At 45.0% G+C, this 19,359-nt stretch carries 18 protein-coding genes; 6 read left to right on the forward strand and 12 right to left on the reverse strand.

What is annotated here, in order from left to right:
- Nucleotides 1-125: 125 nt before the first annotated feature.
- Nucleotides 126-1,301: an oxalate decarboxylase family bicupin gene (locus BBG47_RS17520; protein WP_094183181.1), complete on the reverse strand. Its 1,176-nt coding sequence runs from the start codon at nt 1,299-1,301 to the stop codon at nt 126-128.
- A gap of 328 nt (nt 1,302-1,629) precedes the next feature.
- Between BBG47_RS17520 and BBG47_RS17525 the strand changes: the two genes are divergently transcribed.
- Nucleotides 1,630-2,262: a hypothetical protein gene (locus BBG47_RS17525; RefSeq protein ID WP_065292768.1), complete on the forward strand. Its 633-nt coding sequence runs from the start codon at nt 1,630-1,632 to the stop codon at nt 2,260-2,262.
- Nucleotides 2,263-2,315: 53 nt separating this feature from the next.
- Nucleotides 2,316-2,678, forward strand: a complete 363-nt coding sequence (locus BBG47_RS17530; RefSeq protein ID WP_065292769.1) for a winged helix-turn-helix transcriptional regulator — start codon at nt 2,316-2,318, stop codon at nt 2,676-2,678.
- A gap of 67 nt (nt 2,679-2,745) precedes the next feature.
- Here the strand turns inward: BBG47_RS17530 and BBG47_RS17535 are convergent, their stop codons facing one another.
- The 8 genes from BBG47_RS17535 to BBG47_RS17570 form a co-directional block, all read right to left on the reverse strand.
- Nucleotides 2,746-3,270, reverse strand: a complete 525-nt coding sequence (locus tag BBG47_RS17535; protein ID WP_065292784.1) for an NAD(P)H-dependent oxidoreductase — start codon at nt 3,268-3,270, stop codon at nt 2,746-2,748.
- A 299-nt stretch (nt 3,271-3,569) separates the two neighbouring features.
- Nucleotides 3,570-4,898 (reverse strand): ABC transporter substrate-binding protein, encoded by a 1,329-nt coding sequence (locus tag BBG47_RS17540; protein ID WP_065292770.1) that lies wholly within the window; start codon nt 4,896-4,898, stop codon nt 3,570-3,572.
- A 33-nt stretch (nt 4,899-4,931) separates the two neighbouring features.
- Nucleotides 4,932-6,101, reverse strand: a complete 1,170-nt coding sequence (locus BBG47_RS17545) for an efflux RND transporter periplasmic adaptor subunit (RefSeq protein ID WP_065292771.1) — start codon at nt 6,099-6,101, stop codon at nt 4,932-4,934.
- 24 nt (nt 6,102-6,125) lie between these two features.
- A complete protein-coding gene (locus tag BBG47_RS17550) occupies nt 6,126-6,995 on the reverse strand; it encodes a carbohydrate ABC transporter permease (RefSeq protein ID WP_065292772.1) in 870 nt (289 codons plus the stop codon).
- A gap of 50 nt (nt 6,996-7,045) precedes the next feature.
- Complete coding sequence (locus BBG47_RS17555; protein ID WP_065292773.1) at nt 7,046-7,912, reverse strand: carbohydrate ABC transporter permease; 867 nt, start codon at nt 7,910-7,912, stop codon at nt 7,046-7,048.
- A gap of 199 nt (nt 7,913-8,111) precedes the next feature.
- Entirely contained in the window at nt 8,112-9,230 is a 1,119-nt protein-coding gene (locus tag BBG47_RS17560) for a HAMP domain-containing sensor histidine kinase (RefSeq protein ID WP_065292774.1), read from the reverse strand.
- Nucleotides 9,223-9,918 carry a response regulator transcription factor gene (locus BBG47_RS17565; protein WP_065292775.1) on the reverse strand — a complete coding sequence of 232 codons (696 nt, stop codon included), beginning with the start codon at nt 9,916-9,918 and terminating at the stop codon, nt 9,223-9,225. Before BBG47_RS17565 ends, BBG47_RS17560 begins: the two co-directional genes overlap by 8 nt.
- Before the next feature lie 171 nt (nt 9,919-10,089).
- On the reverse strand, nt 10,090-11,079 hold the full coding sequence (locus BBG47_RS17570) for a phosphotransferase (RefSeq protein WP_065292776.1): 990 nt from the start codon (nt 11,077-11,079) through the stop codon (nt 10,090-10,092).
- Between the two features lie 198 nt (nt 11,080-11,277).
- Between BBG47_RS17570 and BBG47_RS17575 the strand changes: the two genes are divergently transcribed.
- Genes BBG47_RS17575 through BBG47_RS17585 form a run of 3 tightly spaced genes read left to right on the forward strand, consistent with a single transcriptional unit; the run spans nt 11,278 to nt 15,468 of the window.
- Complete coding sequence (locus tag BBG47_RS17575; RefSeq protein WP_065292777.1) at nt 11,278-12,570, forward strand: glycosyltransferase; 1,293 nt, start codon at nt 11,278-11,280, stop codon at nt 12,568-12,570.
- Nucleotides 12,571-12,586: 16 nt separating this feature from the next.
- On the forward strand, nt 12,587-14,311 hold the full coding sequence (locus tag BBG47_RS17580) for a CotS family spore coat protein (RefSeq protein WP_065292778.1): 1,725 nt from the start codon (nt 12,587-12,589) through the stop codon (nt 14,309-14,311).
- Nucleotides 14,312-14,331: 20 nt separating this feature from the next.
- Complete coding sequence (locus tag BBG47_RS17585; RefSeq protein ID WP_065292779.1) at nt 14,332-15,468, forward strand: glycosyltransferase family 4 protein; 1,137 nt, start codon at nt 14,332-14,334, stop codon at nt 15,466-15,468.
- Between the two features lie 50 nt (nt 15,469-15,518).
- Here the strand turns inward: BBG47_RS17585 and BBG47_RS17590 are convergent, their stop codons facing one another.
- From BBG47_RS17590 to BBG47_RS17600, 3 genes are read right to left on the reverse strand one after another with little or no spacing between them, the layout of a single operon-like run.
- A complete protein-coding gene (locus BBG47_RS17590) occupies nt 15,519-16,469 on the reverse strand; it encodes an NAD-dependent epimerase/dehydratase family protein (RefSeq protein ID WP_065292780.1) in 951 nt (316 codons plus the stop codon).
- 55 nt (nt 16,470-16,524) lie between these two features.
- A complete protein-coding gene (locus tag BBG47_RS17595; RefSeq protein ID WP_065292781.1) occupies nt 16,525-17,820 on the reverse strand; it encodes a UDP-glucose dehydrogenase family protein in 1,296 nt (431 codons plus the stop codon).
- Between the two features lie 5 nt (nt 17,821-17,825).
- A complete protein-coding gene (locus BBG47_RS17600; protein ID WP_065292782.1) occupies nt 17,826-18,791 on the reverse strand; it encodes a sugar phosphate nucleotidyltransferase in 966 nt (321 codons plus the stop codon).
- Between the two features lie 235 nt (nt 18,792-19,026).
- Here BBG47_RS17600 and BBG47_RS29985 point away from each other — a divergent pair.
- The coding region (locus BBG47_RS29985; protein WP_175400564.1) for a hypothetical protein at nt 19,027-19,359 on the forward strand (333 nt) is incomplete at its 3' end.

Genomic DNA, 19,359 nt, shown 5'->3' on the forward strand with positions numbered 1-19,359 from the left:
ACAAAAAAACGGTGCACTTCCTCACAAAAACAAGCTGCTGCCTGCAGAATGTGAGGATGTACACCATAATGTTCATTTGCTTCTGTATGTAATTCCAGTGACGAATGACGTTCAGTTATCCGATATTATTGATGTTGTTGCTCGACAACTGGCGGGATTCCCGGATATTTCACGACTGGCCACTTCGTCGTTCGCAGGGCATTCATTAATTCAGGCGAAGCATTCACATTCGGTTGGACGAGCTGCCTCGGCGTAAGTGCCATCCATTGATTGAGGGACACGTCTGCAAACCGATCACTTTTGAACATTTCGAGGAACCATAAGCTGTCTGTCCCTGTATTCTGAATATAATGTCCAAACGCAAAAGGAACGTATCCGACATCCCCTGCCCGATAGTTAAAAGTCCGTGCTGCACCATTCCCCGAGAAAACAGTCATTCTGCCCTGTCCGGTAAGATAATATTGCCATTCATCATTGTTAGGATGCCAATGCATCTCTCTCATGGCGCCAGGCTTAATCTCAACAAGTGCTGCAGCTATCGTTCGTGAAGCTGGAAAATTGGTTGCATCCACGATGCGAACTGTCCCACCGGGAGTTGTGATTGGCGGCTGAGCCATCAAGCGATGTACGAAACCCGGCTCAATCGTCCCGTAAGGATCAGGCACCTGCTGACTCTCAATCGATCCTGGTACTTGAGATTGATAAATGTACACCTGCTCAGAAGGAATGTGCTCAAATGCACTTATCGGTACACCAAAATTAGCTGATAAAACCTCCTTCGGTGTATGCGCAAACCAATCCGATATCGAAAGGGTATTTAGATCCGAAAAACTCCCGTCATCGAACACGAGCAGGAACTCGCAGCCCTCCTCTAGCCCCTGAATGGAATGTGGAATGCCGGGAGGGAAGTACCACAGATCTCCCGGTCTAACATCTGCGATAAAATTACGACCGTTCTGATCGACCGCGGTCACCCGGGCGCTCCCCAGGATCATGAACGCCCATTCTGCCTGTTGATGCCAATGAAGCTCCCTTACCCCACCTGGAGTAAGCCTCATATTGACACCTGCCAGCGTCTTCGCTACCGGCAGTTCTCTTACCGTGACTTCGCGTGACCACCCCCCCTTATTCAGCTGCATGTGTGCATCGGAAAAGGAAAACTTCAAATTCGGAACAAGTCCTGCATCCGTTGGCGGAGGAACGAGCATATCTGGATTTTCCATATCCCGCATAACATCGCGTGGACCGAGATCAGTTGCCCCTGCACCGTCACTTTCGCGAATGGGCTGCGGAATATGCATCTGCTTCGAATCATGTATATTCACGATCCCACCTCTCCCTTCTCTGAAACTTATCGAACAACGCTAATGAGATGTTGCCTACATATAATGTTGCCTGATTAACAACTCAAGGAACTGGCAACGATTCCATTGATCCTTATGAACATGATGCTTCGATTATGCTGTAATATCCGCGTTCGGATGCAATTCAGGACTAGGAAAATGGATATGTTTCAACAACAACGAGTGATCCCTTATCTGAGGTATATACAAGCACCTTGATTTAAATGGTATTTATTGTTATTTATCTCCCCGCATTATGGTATAGTAAACTGAAGGAGGGATCGAGGTGAAACACTACCGAGTATCGGCATTTGTTTTCTTCATTTTGTCTCTGGTAACTGGCTGTATACCGAGATCATCCGTTCCTGAGCTGATTAATACTCCCGCAACGATAACCTTAACTCCTACAGATCCATTTCAAGGTGAAGCAGCTAAATTAAAGCCTTTCCTCGGCAATATGACAGGGGCGTTTATTTTGCGATATGATAGCAATGGCAAAAAAACGCAAGTAAACTTGGATATTGAGATCTGGAACTATGGCAAGAAAGTAAAATCCGTTGGCGGCATTGGAGACATATTCTTCACACCTAATAAGGAGGATCGGAAAGAGATTGAGCTTATCATATCTATTGATACCGTTGCTGTCTTAGGACAGGACAATATGAATCATATCAAGATTGGCATCGTCCATGAATCTGGTACAACCCTGTACGGCCTTTCGCCCCCAACAGATCATAAGGTGATGGGACGGGGGATCATTTCATATCATGAGCCTCAATCCTTTATTGCACAGGGTACGATTCGGGTATGGGGCATGCAAATGACGAGTGCAAATCACATGATTACTGCAGATTTCTCACAGGAATCACTAAGCAAAGTCGAGCAGGCGATCCTCTTCACTTTGCGGTTTGATGATTAATTTACGGTACATCATGTTTATGCTACTATCATTCACGAAGGAGTGTGTTGTTTGTGCAAGAACCATGTCTTCCTACTGGTGTGGATGTCAAAGACACCCCGTTTGGCTACACACTGTCTTTAATAGGCGGCAAATATAAAATGATCATTATGTATTGGCTGTCCGAGCATAAGGTCATGCGGCATAATGAGCTGAAGCGAAGCATCGGTACCATTTCATTCAAATCATTGAGCGTTATGTTAAAAGAGATGGAGGCAGATGGCCTTATCCAACGCAAGGAATATCCACAAGTGCCGCCAAAAGTCGAATATTCCTTAACGGAACGTGGTCTATCGCTCATCCCTATAGTAGATATGATGTGTGATTGGGGAGAGAAGAACAGACTATCACCCTTAGAAACTGTGGAACATTCATAATGCAAAAGAAGTATCTCCTGCATGAGGAAATACTTCTTTTGCTATTAGACGGGATAAAAAGAATAACTTACAGATTGTCAATGAATTTCACGTATTCAATTGCCCCCTGATCCAGCTTGCTTGCTGACGGCTCATGCTCCGCCCCGTAAAACGCATAGAACGAGCGATAATCTGCTTTACAATACTGAAAGCTTAATTCGAATGGGGATAATACTTGCTCGAATGTATAACGATATTTCCCCTCCTCGAAATCCTCTTTTTTAATTCCGGCAGATACAGCCAATGCAGCTTTGCGATCTTTCAGTTTATCGCCACTTGAACCATAGGCCCAACCATAAGTAAATACTTCATCAAGCCATTTTTTAAGAAGAGGCGGGCAATTAAACCAATAGATTGGGAACTGCAAGACAAGATTGCCATGAGATTCAATCAACTGTTGTTCTTGCTGAACATCAATGTTGCCATCAGGGTATACCTTATACAATTCGTGAACTGTATATTTGTCCGGGTACTTCTTGAGTTCTTTGGCCAAGCGTTTATTGACAACGGACGTATCTAAGTTAGGATGAGTTAAGACAACAAGTGTTTTCATCGATTTGACCTCCATAGATTGGTTTGCCTCTTGAGTATATGCTGTAAACTATCTATTTGTAAGTACGCACTTTTAGTTCAGGTACTTACATAAAGGTTAGTATCAAATGGTCAAAACCGACAACACTTGTGCAGTTGACTAGATGCTGGAAACCGATCCCCCGTCCACCCGAAGATTGCTTCCATTGATGAAAGAGGCCTGTTCGGAGGCTAGTACCTGTTACAATGGAGATGTCTATCCTCAATACCATGTGCAACATAAACAGAGAGCTCGCGCATGTGCACGTCCTCTCTGTTTCCTTACTCATTCAAATACGTTGTCACCCGATTTTGGATTAATTTTGCTACCTCTTCGGCAGATTTCTGACCAGCAATATACGATTTCGCTTCTTCGGTTACGATCGCGGACAGCTTGTCATCACTAGACCGATAACCGCCCGCTGCTGCCAGCAGCTGCTTGGCCTTTATGAAATATCCCTCTGTCGCCTTAACAGCTTGGCCCGATTCCAGCTTAAATTCTCCACTTTCCACTTGCTTCTGTCTTTCGTTAAGCTCCTGTTCATTCACCGATGCAAGTACGGAAAACCCACTTCTCTCTGGCATAGATTGCGCTTGCTCAGATGCCAAAAAGGATATCAATTTCCAAGCTTCTTCAGAAACTACCGACTTGGATGAAATTGCAAGCTGTTTTGGAGCAGAAAAAGAAACTCCGCTTGTCTGTCCTGCAGCATGCGGCTTATTCAGCAACACAGGTTTTTTATAAAGCGTATGGGGACAAAAGATAAAGTCAGGAGTAGATACCAGTGTTATCGAGCTGAACAACTGCTTTCCGTAATCTGCCTCCTTCGAAGTAGCAACTTGATGGTCATACATGCTCTTGATTTGCTCCATAAGAGTTATAAAGCCTGGAGAATCGAAGTTAGCCTTTTGATTGCTGCGATCGATGAACTCGGAAGACTGATCGATGACTATGTCAAGCAGCTGCTCCTCAGGCGGTGTGTTCGCCAATGCATATCGGGAATCGCCTTCATCCATGCTCTTCATAATCTGCTTCGCTACTTGTTCAAATTGCTGCCATGTCCATTTCTGATCATCTACCTGAACGTTAGCCTTCTCCAGTATATTGCCGTCCCCTAGGAAGGTATGCAGGTGTAAGCTAAGCGGCATCGAATATAGCCCACCATCGATCCTCATCTCATCCACGATATTCGGGTACAAATCGCCCTTTTCCAGCAGCTTCTCTTTTTTGATAAAGTCATTCATATTGAGGAGCAGCTTTTTATTGACATATTTCTCGACAGGCAGGTTGGCAACATCAATGATATCCGCCGCTGCGCCAGATAATAGCTCCGTATTGATTTTTTGCACATACCTGTCGTCATCTTGTTCCTCCACTTTCTCATTTTCTTGCTTAAACAATTGAAGACGAACTTCAATATCTGGATTTTGTTTCTCAAATTTCTTTATTGCAGATACATACCAGGAATTTGGATTGAACAAGGACATCGTTACGATCGTCTTGCCTTCCTTCGTTTTGTTCGTCTTGTCCCCTTCATTCGATGAACCGCATGCCACTGTCATTGTAACGAGCAACAAACTAGTGAAAATAATGATAAGCCGCTTATTCATAATATGATCTCTCCTCTATTCCATCTTTGAAATCTATTGGAGCCGAATCCGATTGCCATCTTGCAAAGGCTCGCTGCTGTCTACAATAATTAGTGTTTGTTCATAGACATTTCCTGATGTGATTAACGTTACCTTGTCATTGCTTTCACTTGATGTGACGGGAACCTTGCGTGCCAAAAAGACGTTGCCAAGCGGCCCCAACTGCTCCTCAACTGCATAAATGTACAGTCCTTCTCGCTCTCGATGAATCGCTTTATTTGAAATGAGAATTCCCTCTTCACGAGAACGCTTCGTAATATGTACACGACCTTCCTCGCCGCCTTTCAAAGCGGAGTTCACCATTTGGAGACGAACCGTTTTCTGTGCAATGGTTGATTTCGCATTCGTCACAAGATCATCAGCAGCTGCAGATCGCCGTTCATTATCGACGATATCCATAATCAATGCTTGATACTCTTGTGACTTGTTCGCTTTGTCCCCCTTTATTACAACCGGCATCTTCTCCCCTATCGATATCGCGAGTAAATTCAACAATTCAGCATCAATCGTAATGTCCAACTGATACCCACGGCTGCTATTGGCTAGAATGATATCCGCCGCCCCAGAAGACACTACGCCTGTTACCGCGTTAATCTTCGTCACAATGCCATCGAATGGAGCTTTGATTTCTTTTTGTTGTTCCAACTTCTTTTTCAATTCGTTAATTTTACGAGTTTGTATCCCCAAATCCAGACGACGTGTTTGTATTTCGCGCGACGCGGCGCGCAGCTTCATGTCATCCTCTTCTGATGTCGCAGATTGAATATATCGATCCTGATAGGTTTGCAGCTCGATCTTTTGCTTCTCTAGATGGGCAATCTCATCTTGCAATTCTTGCTCGGCGGAACTGCTGTCATAAGTCAGCAGCGTCTGACCTTTTTGGACGTAGCTCCCTTCTTTCACGTAGATCTTGCTAACCCGCCACGGTGCCGCATTCGCTAATTTTACTTCGGACACAGGCCGCAGGATACCACTTGCTTCAAGCTTATAATCAAGGCTCCCTAGTGCCGCTTTCTCAGTAACAACCTTGGGGAGCGTTAACGATTCCAATGTATTGCTGAATAAGGTACAGAACACTAACAGTCCGATAAATAACCCGAACAAAATGACTATCGTTCGTTGACGCTTTTTCTCTGTAGCAGCGACTTGTCCTTCACTCCCCACTTCCAATACTCCCTTCAAACCAATCTATCCCTTGATGCCTGACAACTGGACACCTTCGATAAAGTAAGGTTCCACATATAAGAACAAGAGCACCATGGGGGCCATATACAGCATCGAAGCAGCGAAAGCGACTCCCCTGGCCCCTTTATTGATGTTCGATAAATATACGGAGAGTGGCTGCTTAAGTGCATCGTGCAGGAAAATAAGAGGCTGCTCCACCATGTTCCAATAATCCACAAATAGCAAAATGACAAGACCCGCTATTCCTGGTTTGATTAAGGGTGCGATAATCGACCAGAAAATTCGGAGGTGACCAGCCCCATCAATTTTAGCTGCCTCGATGTAATCGTACGGAATGTGCATCATGAACTGGCGAAGCATAAATACACCGAAGGCGGCAAATATCCCAGGAAGAATAACCGAGCTAGGATGATTCAGCAATCCAAGTTGATCGGCCATCATATAATGGGGAACAAGCGTAACTTGATAAGGCATTAGCATCGTGAACAGGTAAACAAGAAATAGGAGCTCGCGACCACGAAAACGCAGTTTGGAGAATGCATATGCGGCCAGAGCTGCAACTAAGGTTTGACCAGCGATAATCGGCACCACCATAAATACAGAATTCCAGAACATAGCTATATATTTCGAGTTCCGTATCAATAGCATGGAATACTGCTCTATGGACACTTGATCCGGAAGCAGCTTCAAATTCACGAACTGCTGGGCAAAAGCAGATACAGTTGAACCTACATGGCCAATCAATCCATAATTCATTTCAATTTCTTGTTCTGTCATTATTGAATTTGTGAATGTAATCACAATTGGTGACAATAACAATCCAGCAAACACTACCATAATGGCCGTCATTACGATTTTTTGTATTCTTCTCATACGATTGATCTCGTTACCTCCTTTCTCATGTCTGCTGCTCTATCTGTTGCTTAGTCCAACGAATGTCGAACACGACGCTCTATGAAATACATCCCGAATACGATGACTAAGATGCAAGCTGCCATTAATGAGGCCGCCGCCGTAAGCTTCTGGATGTCCAAGGACACAAACATATTGTTCATAAAATGCTGCAGCATATAAATGCTGTCATGCGGATAGTCGCCGGCAACTAAGTATGTTTCCCGAAATACCTTGAACGAATTCATAATCGACATGAGGACTACAAAGAACATCGTAGGTGTTAGATACACGAGCGTGATGCTTCTGAATTGACGGAAGCGGCCTGCCCCTTCTATATAGGCTGTCTCATAATAGTCCTTCGGAATCTGCTGTAAGCCTGCCAAGAATAGAATCATGTTATAGCCAATGTTTTTCCATATGTATACACCGATGATTACATAGCGAGCGGCGTCAGTCTTCATCCAATCCACACGTTCAAGCATCCAAGTGCCTAACCAAGCGTTAAGGGAACCATTCCAGTCAAAGAGGATCTGCCAAATGAGCACGATAGACGCCGTAGGAACGACGAGCGGCAATACATAGGCTGTACGCAGAATGTTGCGGCAATAGATGTGTTTGTTCAACATAATAGCGATGCATAGGGACAGCACGATGAGGATCGGAACGCTTATAACTGTAAAATATGTCGTATGTAAAAAAGCTTTGCGAAAAGAGTCGCTATCGAGCAGTTCGCGATAATTGTCAAGTCCGACAAATTGTCCTTGAACAGCGTTGTTCTGAAATGAATACATCATCCCTTGTACAAAAGGGATGAAATAAAAGATCGCAAACCCTATTCCGCTAGGCAAAAGAAACATAAAAGCTGCAGGTGTATCCTTGCGGAGCCATTTTGTCATTTCACATCCCCCATCATTCCTATCCCAAATGAAAATTCTTCATATAAACTATGGAAGTTGATATCAGACTCTACGTAGTATGAAGCATCCACATAAACATGAAAAAACCCACTTTCTCTCAACGCTTCTCTTATCCTGCACTTAGAATAGAGCAAACTGTTTAAAGAAAAAGTGGGGTAAAAATAAAGTTTTTCTTAAATTAACGTTTTTGGGCTAAGAGAGAATCATCGTTGTGATAAGGCAAGCGCACTTCGAACATCGTTCGTACCGCATCACTCTGAACGGATATCGTTCCATCATGCTGTGAAATGATATTCTTCGTAATGAATAAGCCTAAGCCTGTGCTATCCCCTTGCTGGGATCGGGCTTGATCAGCGGTATAGAACATGTCAAACAAATGAGGGATATGCTCCGGCTTGATTTGATCCCCATAATTAATCACCTTCACAATCACCTCATTCAACACGATTTGGGCTTGAATATCTACAAACTTCCCATCACTTCCGTAGCGATTCGCGTTAGACAGTAGATTCTCGAATACTCTCGCTAGCATCTTTCCATTTCCGCAAATATACATGTGTGACGGTATATTCAAACGAACCTGTAAACCATTCTTCTCTAGAACGGGATATAGTTCCTCGGTAACCTGTATGAGAAGCTCACTTACATCCATTCGATGCCTCTCAATGGCCGCTGTACCATAATTCATTCTCGTTACTTCAAATAACTGATCGATGAGTTTCTCCAATCGTTGCGATTTAGTATAAGCAATTTCCGTGTAATGGATGATTTGTTCTTCTGTTAATTTTTTATCTCGAAGAATGAGATCCAGGTACCCAAGGATAGACGTTAGTGGAGTACGCAAATCATGTGCCAAATTCATGACCAATTGATCCTTGCTGTTCTCAGCAAAGTCTCCTCTCTCAACCGCCTGCTGCAGCTTAATCTTGGCCAAGTTAATGTCTTTCGCAATAACCCCGAATTCATCTTTGGATTCGATATGTACTGGACTTGCGAAATCTCCGTTGGCAAGCTGGTTAATTCCATCAGAAATCATGTTAAAGTATACTGCATACCGCTTCGTAAGCAAGAAGAAAAACAAGATCGCAAGCGGTGTGAAAATAAGTAAAAAGAAATTAATATCCCCTATATCCCTAATGAAATATCGAACGGAGGTTAATGGATGTTCGTACTTCATGGTGTGATAATACATCTGAAGAAGTTTGTATAGTAAGAAAATGATTCCTCCGGATAGAAGGATACTGACACCAAAAAGGAACAGCATTTTAGCACGGAAGCTGCGAATGATTTTACCCATTGAACGTGTAACCTACTCCCCAGACTGTTTTGATTAATTTGTTTTTCGCGGTATCTTCTTTCAACTTTTTGCGAAGTGTACGAATATGCACCATGACCGTATTCGCATTCTCAAAATAAGCTTCGCCCCACACCTGTTGAAAAATATGCTCCGAGCTGAATACCTTCTTCGGGGAGCTCGCGAGCAGGTGCAAGATATCGAATTCTTTCGGTGTAAGTTCAATCGGTTCATCATACAGCCGAACCGAGCGCTGCTCGAGGTTCATAACAAGTCCGCCGTTCTCCAGTACATTGCGAGCTGATGCAGCAGAAGAATTGAACTGCATGCTGCGCCGCAGATGTGCATTCACCCGAGCAACCAACTCCATGGGGTTGAACGGCTTGGTCATATAATCATCCGCTCCTCTAACCAGACCCGTGATTTTATCCAAGTCGCTTGTCTTGGCGCTTACAAATATGATGGGCATATGGTTCTGTTCTCGGATTTGCCGGGTAACTTCATAGCCATCCAGCTTCGGCATCATAATATCGAGTATCGCCAAATCAATGGAATGGCGATGAACAGCATGTACTGCTTCCTCACCATCTGTTGCAATGATACAATGATAGCCTTCCTTCTCAAGATGATAAGCGATTAAATCAGCTATTTCCTTCTCGTCCTCTGCAATAAGTATCGTAATTTCTCTCATGCGATCTACTCCTGTGAAATGGTAACATTTCCTCCCATTGTAACAGATCCTCACTACAATTACAGAGCTAAGCAGGCATCGAAGAATGATCAACCACCTGCTTAGCTAAGCTATAGTCGCTTCATGTAAGGAGTGCTGCCCATTTTGTGCGCTGTGATCGGATTTGTCAACCTATGCTTGAACTGCTGAAGCCAAGCTTCGAATCCTAGCCTTCCCCTCTTTCTCCATCCATTCCAGAAACGGCATTTGCTTCCTATATTGATGCTTCCACTTCACATCGGGTTCTGCGGAATGAATGGATTGGCATAGGAAAAACAAACTGATTCGAGACACAGCAGCAGGGAGCAAGTATAACTCAATATCGGACAGCTTCCCATATCCAGCCAGAAAACGGGCGTCGAAAGTACTCGCATAATTCGGCAGCAATAAGTAGATTACCCATATCGAATAGGCAATGTCGAAGAGGCGTGTTCCGTTCCGTACAAAGTCAAAATCCAGCACACAGCTCACTTCATTGCGAATGTACTTCTGATTCCAGAAATGCCAATCACCGTGGATGATTGTCCGAGGCAGCAACGATGCATCTTTGTCGTATTTATGAAGTACTCGGTTCATGACACGCGATACTTCTGCATGCTCCTTGCTAGGAATTGTCGGCAATTCTCGAAGCCGGCTCAACCGTTCCCTTAAATCGCTGCTTTTATGGTAGAATGACCATTCAGGAAGTGGGCCCGGCGGCTCATCTCCCAGAATATGATGGAATCTTCGAAGCATACTTGCACTCGAATGCACTTGCTGCTCCCGGCACAAGAACGATCTGCCTTGTACGAATGGAGTAACTTGAACCCGCTTCCCATCAAGCTCTACAAAGCTCATACCCTTCTCATCCTGAACAGGACGAGGTACAGGAATCCCTTCATTCTCTAGCTTCGCAAGCAGATTCGAGACATATTGAAGGTGAGCTTCACTTACGGATGAGCTAATAAAACGTACAACGAATTCCCCATTTGTTGTCGTTATTTTCAGATTAATATTATATGAGCCTTTTAACCTATCTCCTATGCCTACCAATTCCCCTAAGGAGAAATGTTGACAAACGAAATCGATAGCTGCTGCTGTTCGCAGCGATTCGTCTGTGATCATATCGAGTGATGGCTCCATACTCACATCTCCTTCTTCTTGCTTAACACGAAGCAAGTAGACTCTGCTATTCACTATATTCGAAACTACTTCAGTATTGGCATTACAATGGTGGAATAAGCAGGACAATTTCCAAAATATACGATTGTACCTTTCACTTTTGTTCCTATGACATATGAATATACTATACGCTAATCCCCTTATAAAGGGCGTGAACCAATGCAGAGAAAAAAACGGACACCGAATGTAACAAAGAATCAAAGAAAGCGCGAAAATCCTAGACGCAAAAAGATTATCAATACCATACGACACTCTACTTCGGTTACCCTTTCAGAACCTGCTGCCCCCTTATATCGCCCCCCTCCTGTACAATGGCCACCGCGTATATTAATGATCATCGATCAATTCAATATTGGAGGTACCGAGACTTACACACTCTCATTGACGCGAGAGCTTATTCGGAGCGGGGCAGTCGTAGCAGTAGCAGGCAAGCGAGGCAAGATATTGGATTCCTTCATTGGTCTCGGCTGTCCGTACTATGAGGTTGATTTCGTGCTTGATAATTATGAGCCTGATGTCCAAAATGCAAAGCTGCATCTCGATGTATTAAAAATGATTATTAGCACGGAACGCATTCAAATTATACACGCGCATCAACACCCTTCCGGAGAGCTTGCTAAGCGCGCAGCTGAGGAGATGAATATCCCCTTTGTCTTTACCGTTCATGGCTGTTATTATGATGCATCGCATATGCAGAAGTTGAAGCCAAATACCACTTTTGTAAGTGTCAGTCCAGCGATCGAGCACTCACTGAACATGGATGGCATTACGTCCCATCTTATCCCGAATGGACTCGATGCAGTGGAATTCAGCAGTTACCCCGAAGCCTATCAGCGGTATTTGCGAAGCAAACTGGGCATTCCAAATAATGCCTTCGTCGTCATGTATGTAGGCCGTCTAACATGGGAGAAGGCAGATATATGCAAAGACGTCATCCAAGCGACATCTGCACTACGCAAAAAATCAGGCAGCCCTATCGTCCTTCTGATTGTAGGCGGCGGTATCCATCAAGAACAGGTCGTTAAGCTCGTCGAGAAGGAGCGTCATCAAGCTGGAGATTCCTTCATCATCTATCCGGGAGAAATGCTGAATATGAGGGCTTGTTACGCCATAAGCGATTGTGTGATCGGTACGGGGCGCATCGCATTAGAAGCAATGGCCTGTCAACGTCCTCTTATTTGTTCGGGGAGTAAAGGTTATCTTGGGGTCGTAGATGCAAGCTGTTATGAACAAGCGTGGAACTCTTGGTTCGGGGATCACCATGCTGCCAATTCCGTACCGAAGGGACTATTGACGGCACATATTGAACGAATCTGGAATATGGACTTCGAAGAAAAGAACGCGATGGTTCAGTCCGGACGAACATTCGTCATGCAAAGATTTCATGTCGCACAAATCACAAGTAAAATGCTGGATGTGTATCGTCAATTACTATTTCCTAAGCGTGACTAAAATCGATGTGGAGGGAATGCCGTTGGTTCAATTTCATATAGAACCGTGGGAACATCTTATTGATACCGTACCACCCGGCACGATTCTGGAACAATATGTGCCTCCCGAGGTTGAAGAAGCAGCACGTTATGTGATAACGAAATATGATATGCATGTGTCCAGCATGGTGCTGATTACCTCTAAACCTGACAAGGGCGGTGCGATCTGGCGAATTGAAACGAATCATGGGCCACGAAGCCTTAAAGTCCTTCATCGTACTCCTGCTCGCAGTCTATTCAGCATCGGTGCACAGCAATATCTGGTTGAGCAAGGTGCTCGCGTACCAGCACTCATCCGGACGGTTGAGAACGATATCTATGTTGAGACTGGCGGAAAGCTGTGGATTGTAACGGACTGGGTTGAGCCCATGCAGCCTGTGTCGAAGGTTGACTTAGAAGGAGCTGCTCTTCTCTGCTACGGTCTCGGTGAATTCCATAAGTTCTCGAAAGGATACATTCCTCCTTCAAGTGCCGGCAAGTCCTCAAGACTATACACATGGCCAGCATATTATGAGAAGATCATCGCCAAAATCGGCTGGTTCCGTGACATTGCCGCCGTTTATACCGAATTTCCTGTCAGTCAGAAACTACTCGAAGTCGTAGATAGTTTCGAAACTCAGGCCAAAGAGACATTAGATCGATTGCTGAATGTATCGAAATATTTCAAAATGGTGGCAATGGGTGAACCCTATTGGGGATTAGTGCATCAAGACTATGGATGGTCTAATGGCCAAATGGGCCCAGGTGGAATATGGGTTATTGACTTGGATGGGGTCGCATACGACCTTCCTTTTCGTGATTTACGCAAACTGATTACAAGTACGATGGATGATATGGGCTACTGGGATACAACCTGGATTCGCGGAATGATAGGCGCTTATCATGAAGCGAACCCAATGGATCGAGAAACGTTCGAGCTGCTCTGCTTGGATATGGCGTTCCCGAACGAATTCTATAAGCATGTCAAAGAAATCGTATTTGACCCAACCACCTTCATGAGTATGGAATTGGAAGGTATTCTGCAACGTGTACTTGCTACAGAGAGCACCAAATGGCAGGCCCTAAACGAGCTTGCTGGCGACATCGAAAATTATGAACCCGGAGATTATTCGCAAGTTCCTGAATCATCAATGTGGCAGTTTACCATGCCTGGTATCGAATATGCTAACGGAGAACTTGTATTCGACAAGCTTCCTTCGCTACCCGAACAATCATCTGATCCTGCTCTTCAGCCAGCCGGAGAAATTGTTCCTGATACAATATCTACCCTACTACCTGATGCCGTCGGTCAATTCGAGAATGCAGTGTCGAGCCTATTACCAGCTGAAGTAATTGACGCAGCTGTCCCTCAAGAGGTCCCTGCACAGCAGCTACACGCCGAGCAGACAGCCGTTGCCGCTTCCGCTAATGAAGCGCTTCCGCTCTTCCCTACCCTCACTCTTACTCCTGATACGATCTATGCCGTCCGCCGCCGTAGAACTGCTCGCCGCAAGCGTAGAAGAATACGCCGCCACCGCTCAAGAAGAGTGCTTACGCGAAGACGTCTTGCTATTCGCCGCAAGCGCCGCAAAAAATCTTCGATCCTGCGCCGAATCCAGAGAACAAAGTTGTCCCGCACATTCGTCGGTCGGAAGAAGCGGATCTCCCGTTCAGCAGCGATACGCAAATCTAGAAAAAAATCACGTTCCGGTAAAACGGGATAAGACAGGAGGAAGCATACGGCGTGAACATATTAATGATCTGTACAGAGAAGCTTCCTGTCCCGAATATTAGGGGCGGCGCCATTCAGACCTATATCGGAGGAGTAAGCTCGCTGTTGAGCCGGAGTCATCACCTTACGATAGTCGGTAGATCGGATCCGGAACTGCCTGATGTTGAAGTGGTCGATGGGATTCCGTATGTTCGCATTCCTTCGGAGGGACTATTCGAGGTATATGCCGAAGGAGTTATTCGATTTCTCGCTCAGAATGGCAAGCAATACGATCTGATCCATATCTTTAATCGCCCACGACTTGTTCTCCCTGTGCGGAGTATAGCACCTCATGCCCGAATCGTCTTAAGTATGCACAATGACATGTTCCATCCTGGCAAGATTCATCCGGAAGAAGGAAGAGCCGTTGTCGAACAAACGGATGCTATTATTACCATAAGCAATTATATAGGACAGGAAATATGCAGATATCACCCTCACGCCGCAGCGAAAATACGTACAATATATTCCGCAGCAGACCTCTCCCTATTCGCTCCTTGGATTGAATCCGATTCTGCTCGCCAGGCACGCAATAGCCTTCGTACAGAGTATCAGCTGAATTCGAAGAAAGTTATTTTATTTGTTGGGCGATTGTCTCGTAATAAAGGCCCGCATGTGCTTGTGCGTGCGATGTCACATCTGAAACATTCAGATGCTGTATTAGTCGTAGTTGGCGGCGCATGGTACAGCGATAATAAAGTCAGTGACTATATTGGATACGTAAGAGCAATTGCGGCTCGCTCTCCTGTTCCTGTGATTACAACCGGCTATGTGCAGGCGAACGAAGTCCATCGCTGGTTCTGTGCAGCAGATATATTTGTATGCACCTCAATATGGAATGAACCACTCGCGAGAGTACATTATGAAGCGATGGCAGCTGGCCTTCCATTCCTTACGACCTCTCGCGGCGGTAATCCTGAAGTGATTCTTCAGGGAAATGGTCTTCTAGTTGAAGACCCAGAGAATCCACTAGAATATGCGAATAAGCTGAATCATCTTCTTGCAAATATGGATGAATGCAGACAAATGGGGCTGCGAGGAAGAAGAATTGCAGAGACACGGTTCGTGTGGCAGCGTGTCGCTCAAGAAATATTAGAGGTATGGGGTTGATTTACTGCTGTCATAACTGTGGCGCCGGCAACTCGGCGCCACCTCCTCCGTTATAGTCCGTACAATTGTCGAATCGATGCAACCTCCCGCTCTAGCCCCTGTAGCAGATCGATTTGTGGATCGTAAGCGAGCAGCTTCTGCGCCTTACTGATATCTGCCCATGTGTGGCTTGGCTCCCCATAAGTTCTTCCCATATATTGAATGCCTGCTTGATGTGGAATCAGCTGCTGCAACATATGAATGCAATCCATTATTGACGCTCGCTGCTTGCCGCCAATATTCAATATTTGTCCCAGAATACCATCCGTATGAACAGCGGCTGCAATTCCCTCAACACAATCGGATACATAAGTAAAGTCGCGTGTTTGGCTTCCATCACCAAATAAGGTGATCGGTTCACCGTGAATCATTTGATGAATAAAGCGGTGAAAGGCCATATCAGGACGCTGTCTTGGCCCATATACAGTAAAAAAGCGAAGTATCGTTACGGGAATCCCATCATTATGCAAATATACGCGGCACAGGTTCTCCCCAGTTAATTTGCTGACGCCATACGGCGACAATGGCTCCGTGATCGCCCCTTCATCCACTCTCCCCGTCTTTTCTCCATACACGGATGACGTAGAAGCATAAATAAATTTGCGTACCGGGCTCGACTTGCACGCTTCCAACAGCCGCTGTGTTGCCACAATATTGTGAGAGGCATAGTGAAGAAAATCCGGCCCCCAGCTCGATCTCACGCCCGGCATGCCTGCGAGGTGGCACACGACGTCGACATCCTTCAGCAGCAGTTCATTATTAGATTGCAATAAATTTGTTTCGTGAAAGGTAAATCTATCATGAGTTCGCAATGAGCTTAGATTGAGTTCCCTCTGAGGGCGCGGTGTTGACGAGTCAATATAGCCATCAATGCCAATAACGTGTACATGTTCATCCAGCAGCAGCCGTTCACAGAGATGGGAGCCGATGAATCCAGCAGCTCCCGTCACCAATATATACATATTCGACTACTCTCCTCCTTATCTATTTCTAACGGAACATTTCATACTCTTCTCTCTACTTGTGCCCACCCACTCCTTCATAATCGTATCCAATTGCTTGCATCTCATTTGCTCTGAGCATATTTCGGCCATCTAACAGAATAGGAGTTCGCATGATAGGGAGGGCCTCACTCCAATTCATAGATTCGTATACCGCCCACTCGGTGCAAATGATAGCAGCATCCGCATTGTGCAATGCATCCAAAATATGAGAATACTGTGTCAACCTAGCTGTTGGATAGTTGGGAGGAAGTGCAGCGACGGGATCATGAACGCTTATAGTGGCACCGCTGTTCCATAATTGGGTAATGATCGCTAGCGAAGGCGCTTCTCGTAAATCATCCGTTCCTGGTTTAAAGGTTAGTCCGAGGATTGCGACCTTTTTTCCATCAAGGGTGCCGAGCTTCGCTGTCAGCTTTGTAAGAAAATAAGCAAACTGCGTTCGATTAATGTGAACTACTTTCTCTAACAAGCTAAGATGGATGCCATACTGCTCTGCTGAACTCAGCAATGCGTTGACGTCTTTAGGGAAGCACGAACCCCCGTATCCGATGCCTGCACGTAAGAAGGAAGAACCGATTCGAGGATCTAACCCCATTCCTTGTGCTACATCTGTTATCGATACACCACATTGATCACACAGTCTGGCCAGTTCGTTTACATAGGAAATTTTGGTCGCTAGAAAGGCATTCGAGGCATATTTGATGAGCTCTGCAGTAGATGGCTCTGTTCGAATGATTGGACACGTATACCTTCGGTACAGGCTGCTTACGACATCGGCCGCAGCTTGCGAATCACTGCCTAGAATAATTCGATCAGGATGGAGCGCATCATGAAGTGCACTGCCTTCTCGGAGGAATTCGGGATTGGATACGACGTCGAATGAGATTGGTTTGGTTTGCTTGTTAGCAACCCATTCCTTGATTCGTTTCTGAGTGCCCACTGGCACTGTACTTTTGACTACAATGACTTTGTGTTCCTGCATATGTTCGCCAACCCATTCGGACACCTGCTGTATATATGTTAGATCAGCACTCCCGTCTTCTCGTGACGGTGTACCCACACAAATAAAAAGAATGTGATGCTTCTCAATCGCTTCCTTAGCATCGCTTACAAATTGGATGTTGCCCTGATCCACATACTTCTGCAACAGTTCTACTAGACCGGGCTCGTAGAAAGGAAGATCTCCCTTCTCTAAAGAACAAAGCTTTGAATGATCCGTATCAAATCCTGCTATTTTCCAACCATTTTCAGCAAAAGCTAGAGCAGTCGTTGTTCCGACATACCCGAGACCTACTACTAAAATATCCATGCTGTTCACCCCCCGGATGGTGATGCGATAGCGTGTTGATTCGCGATCACATTATTAAGCTGTACATCCGTGATGCTGACATCCTGAAGCACAATGCTGTTCTCGATACTGCAGTGATTAATCTTAGCTCTTGGACCAATAGTTACATAGGGTCCTATGATACAGTCTTTCAATTCACTGGTAGAATCGATTACAACTGGTGGGATCAGGCGACATCCCGGATATTGCAACCGCAATTCATGTAAATCTCTATCCCTTATGTCTTCCAGTACCCAGTGGTTCGCCTCCAGCCATCGTCCTATCGTTCCAATATCAGTATGGTTCTTGTCCGTAATCGTGTAGCCAATTGAGAATTGATGGTCTATCAACCATTGAATGGCGTGTGTAATCTCATATTCTCCCCTCGGAGAGGGAGATATCGAACGTACAGCTTGAAATAGCTGCGGCGTGAACACATATGCCCCGAGAGAAGCTAAATTTGATTTTGGATGCTTCGGCTTCTCTTCTAGTCCTACTACTTGATCATCCCTAACTTCTACGATTCCATAATCTTGCGGATGAGCAACCTGTCCTAGTAGCATGCACGCATCGTGTTTTTTGTGCGCTACAACTTCCACGAGTCCTGATAGTGACTCCGTGATTAGATTATCTCCGAGCATAAGTACAAAATCACTCCAGCCAATGTAGCTTTCCGCCTGTCTAACTGCATCTGCAATACCAAGAGGCGTATATTGGAAAATATACGTAATCTCTACTCCCCAACGTTCCCCTCTTCCCAACTGTTCCTGGAATAACATATGGTGTCCAGGTTGAATCACGATTCCAACCTCTCGTATCCCCACTTCTATAAGCTTTTCGATGCAGTAATAGAGAAGCGGAACATTGGCAACGGGAAGCAAAGGTTTAGGGGTCGTGAATGAAAATGGTTGAACCCGTGAACCCTTGCCAGCACTGAGGATTAACCCCTTCATTTTGCTCGCTCCTTTATCTGTTAACAGCCATACATCACTATATGATTCTCAACTCTCCCAAGTAAGGGCTTCTGGAGGTTTATAGATGAAAATATACGGTTGTCATCTGTACTACAAACATATGAAAATTCCACACTCTAACACTTTTATTTGTCCATACCCTTACAGGATATGAACATAGAATAGAAGGAACGCTCATACTGCTTCCAAATCAATCAAGAGAGGATTGATCCGATTGAGTAAGAATGAATATGTAAACAAGATTAAAAAGTTGGAGGATATCGACAGCGTTGAAGTCGAATATGCCGACGGGGAGAAAGTCGAATTTAAGACTGATGAAGGCAGTGACCTTGCGTCTTTTCTAGAACAAATCGATTGGGATCATGTTGAGGATGTCGAAGTCGAGCTAGTTAATGGTGAGAAGACTGGCATTAAATTGGGTGATGACGAGGAAGACGAACTGAATAGCGACAACGATGATGATGACGACGATGATGGTGATGAGGCTGACAGTTACGACGTTGACGACGAAGACGATGATGAGTATGTCAGCGACGATGATGATGAT

It is taken from the genome of Paenibacillus sp. KS1, assembly GCF_001680695.1.
GTDB lineage: Bacteria > Bacillota > Bacilli > Paenibacillales > Paenibacillaceae > Paenibacillus_B > Paenibacillus_B suaedae.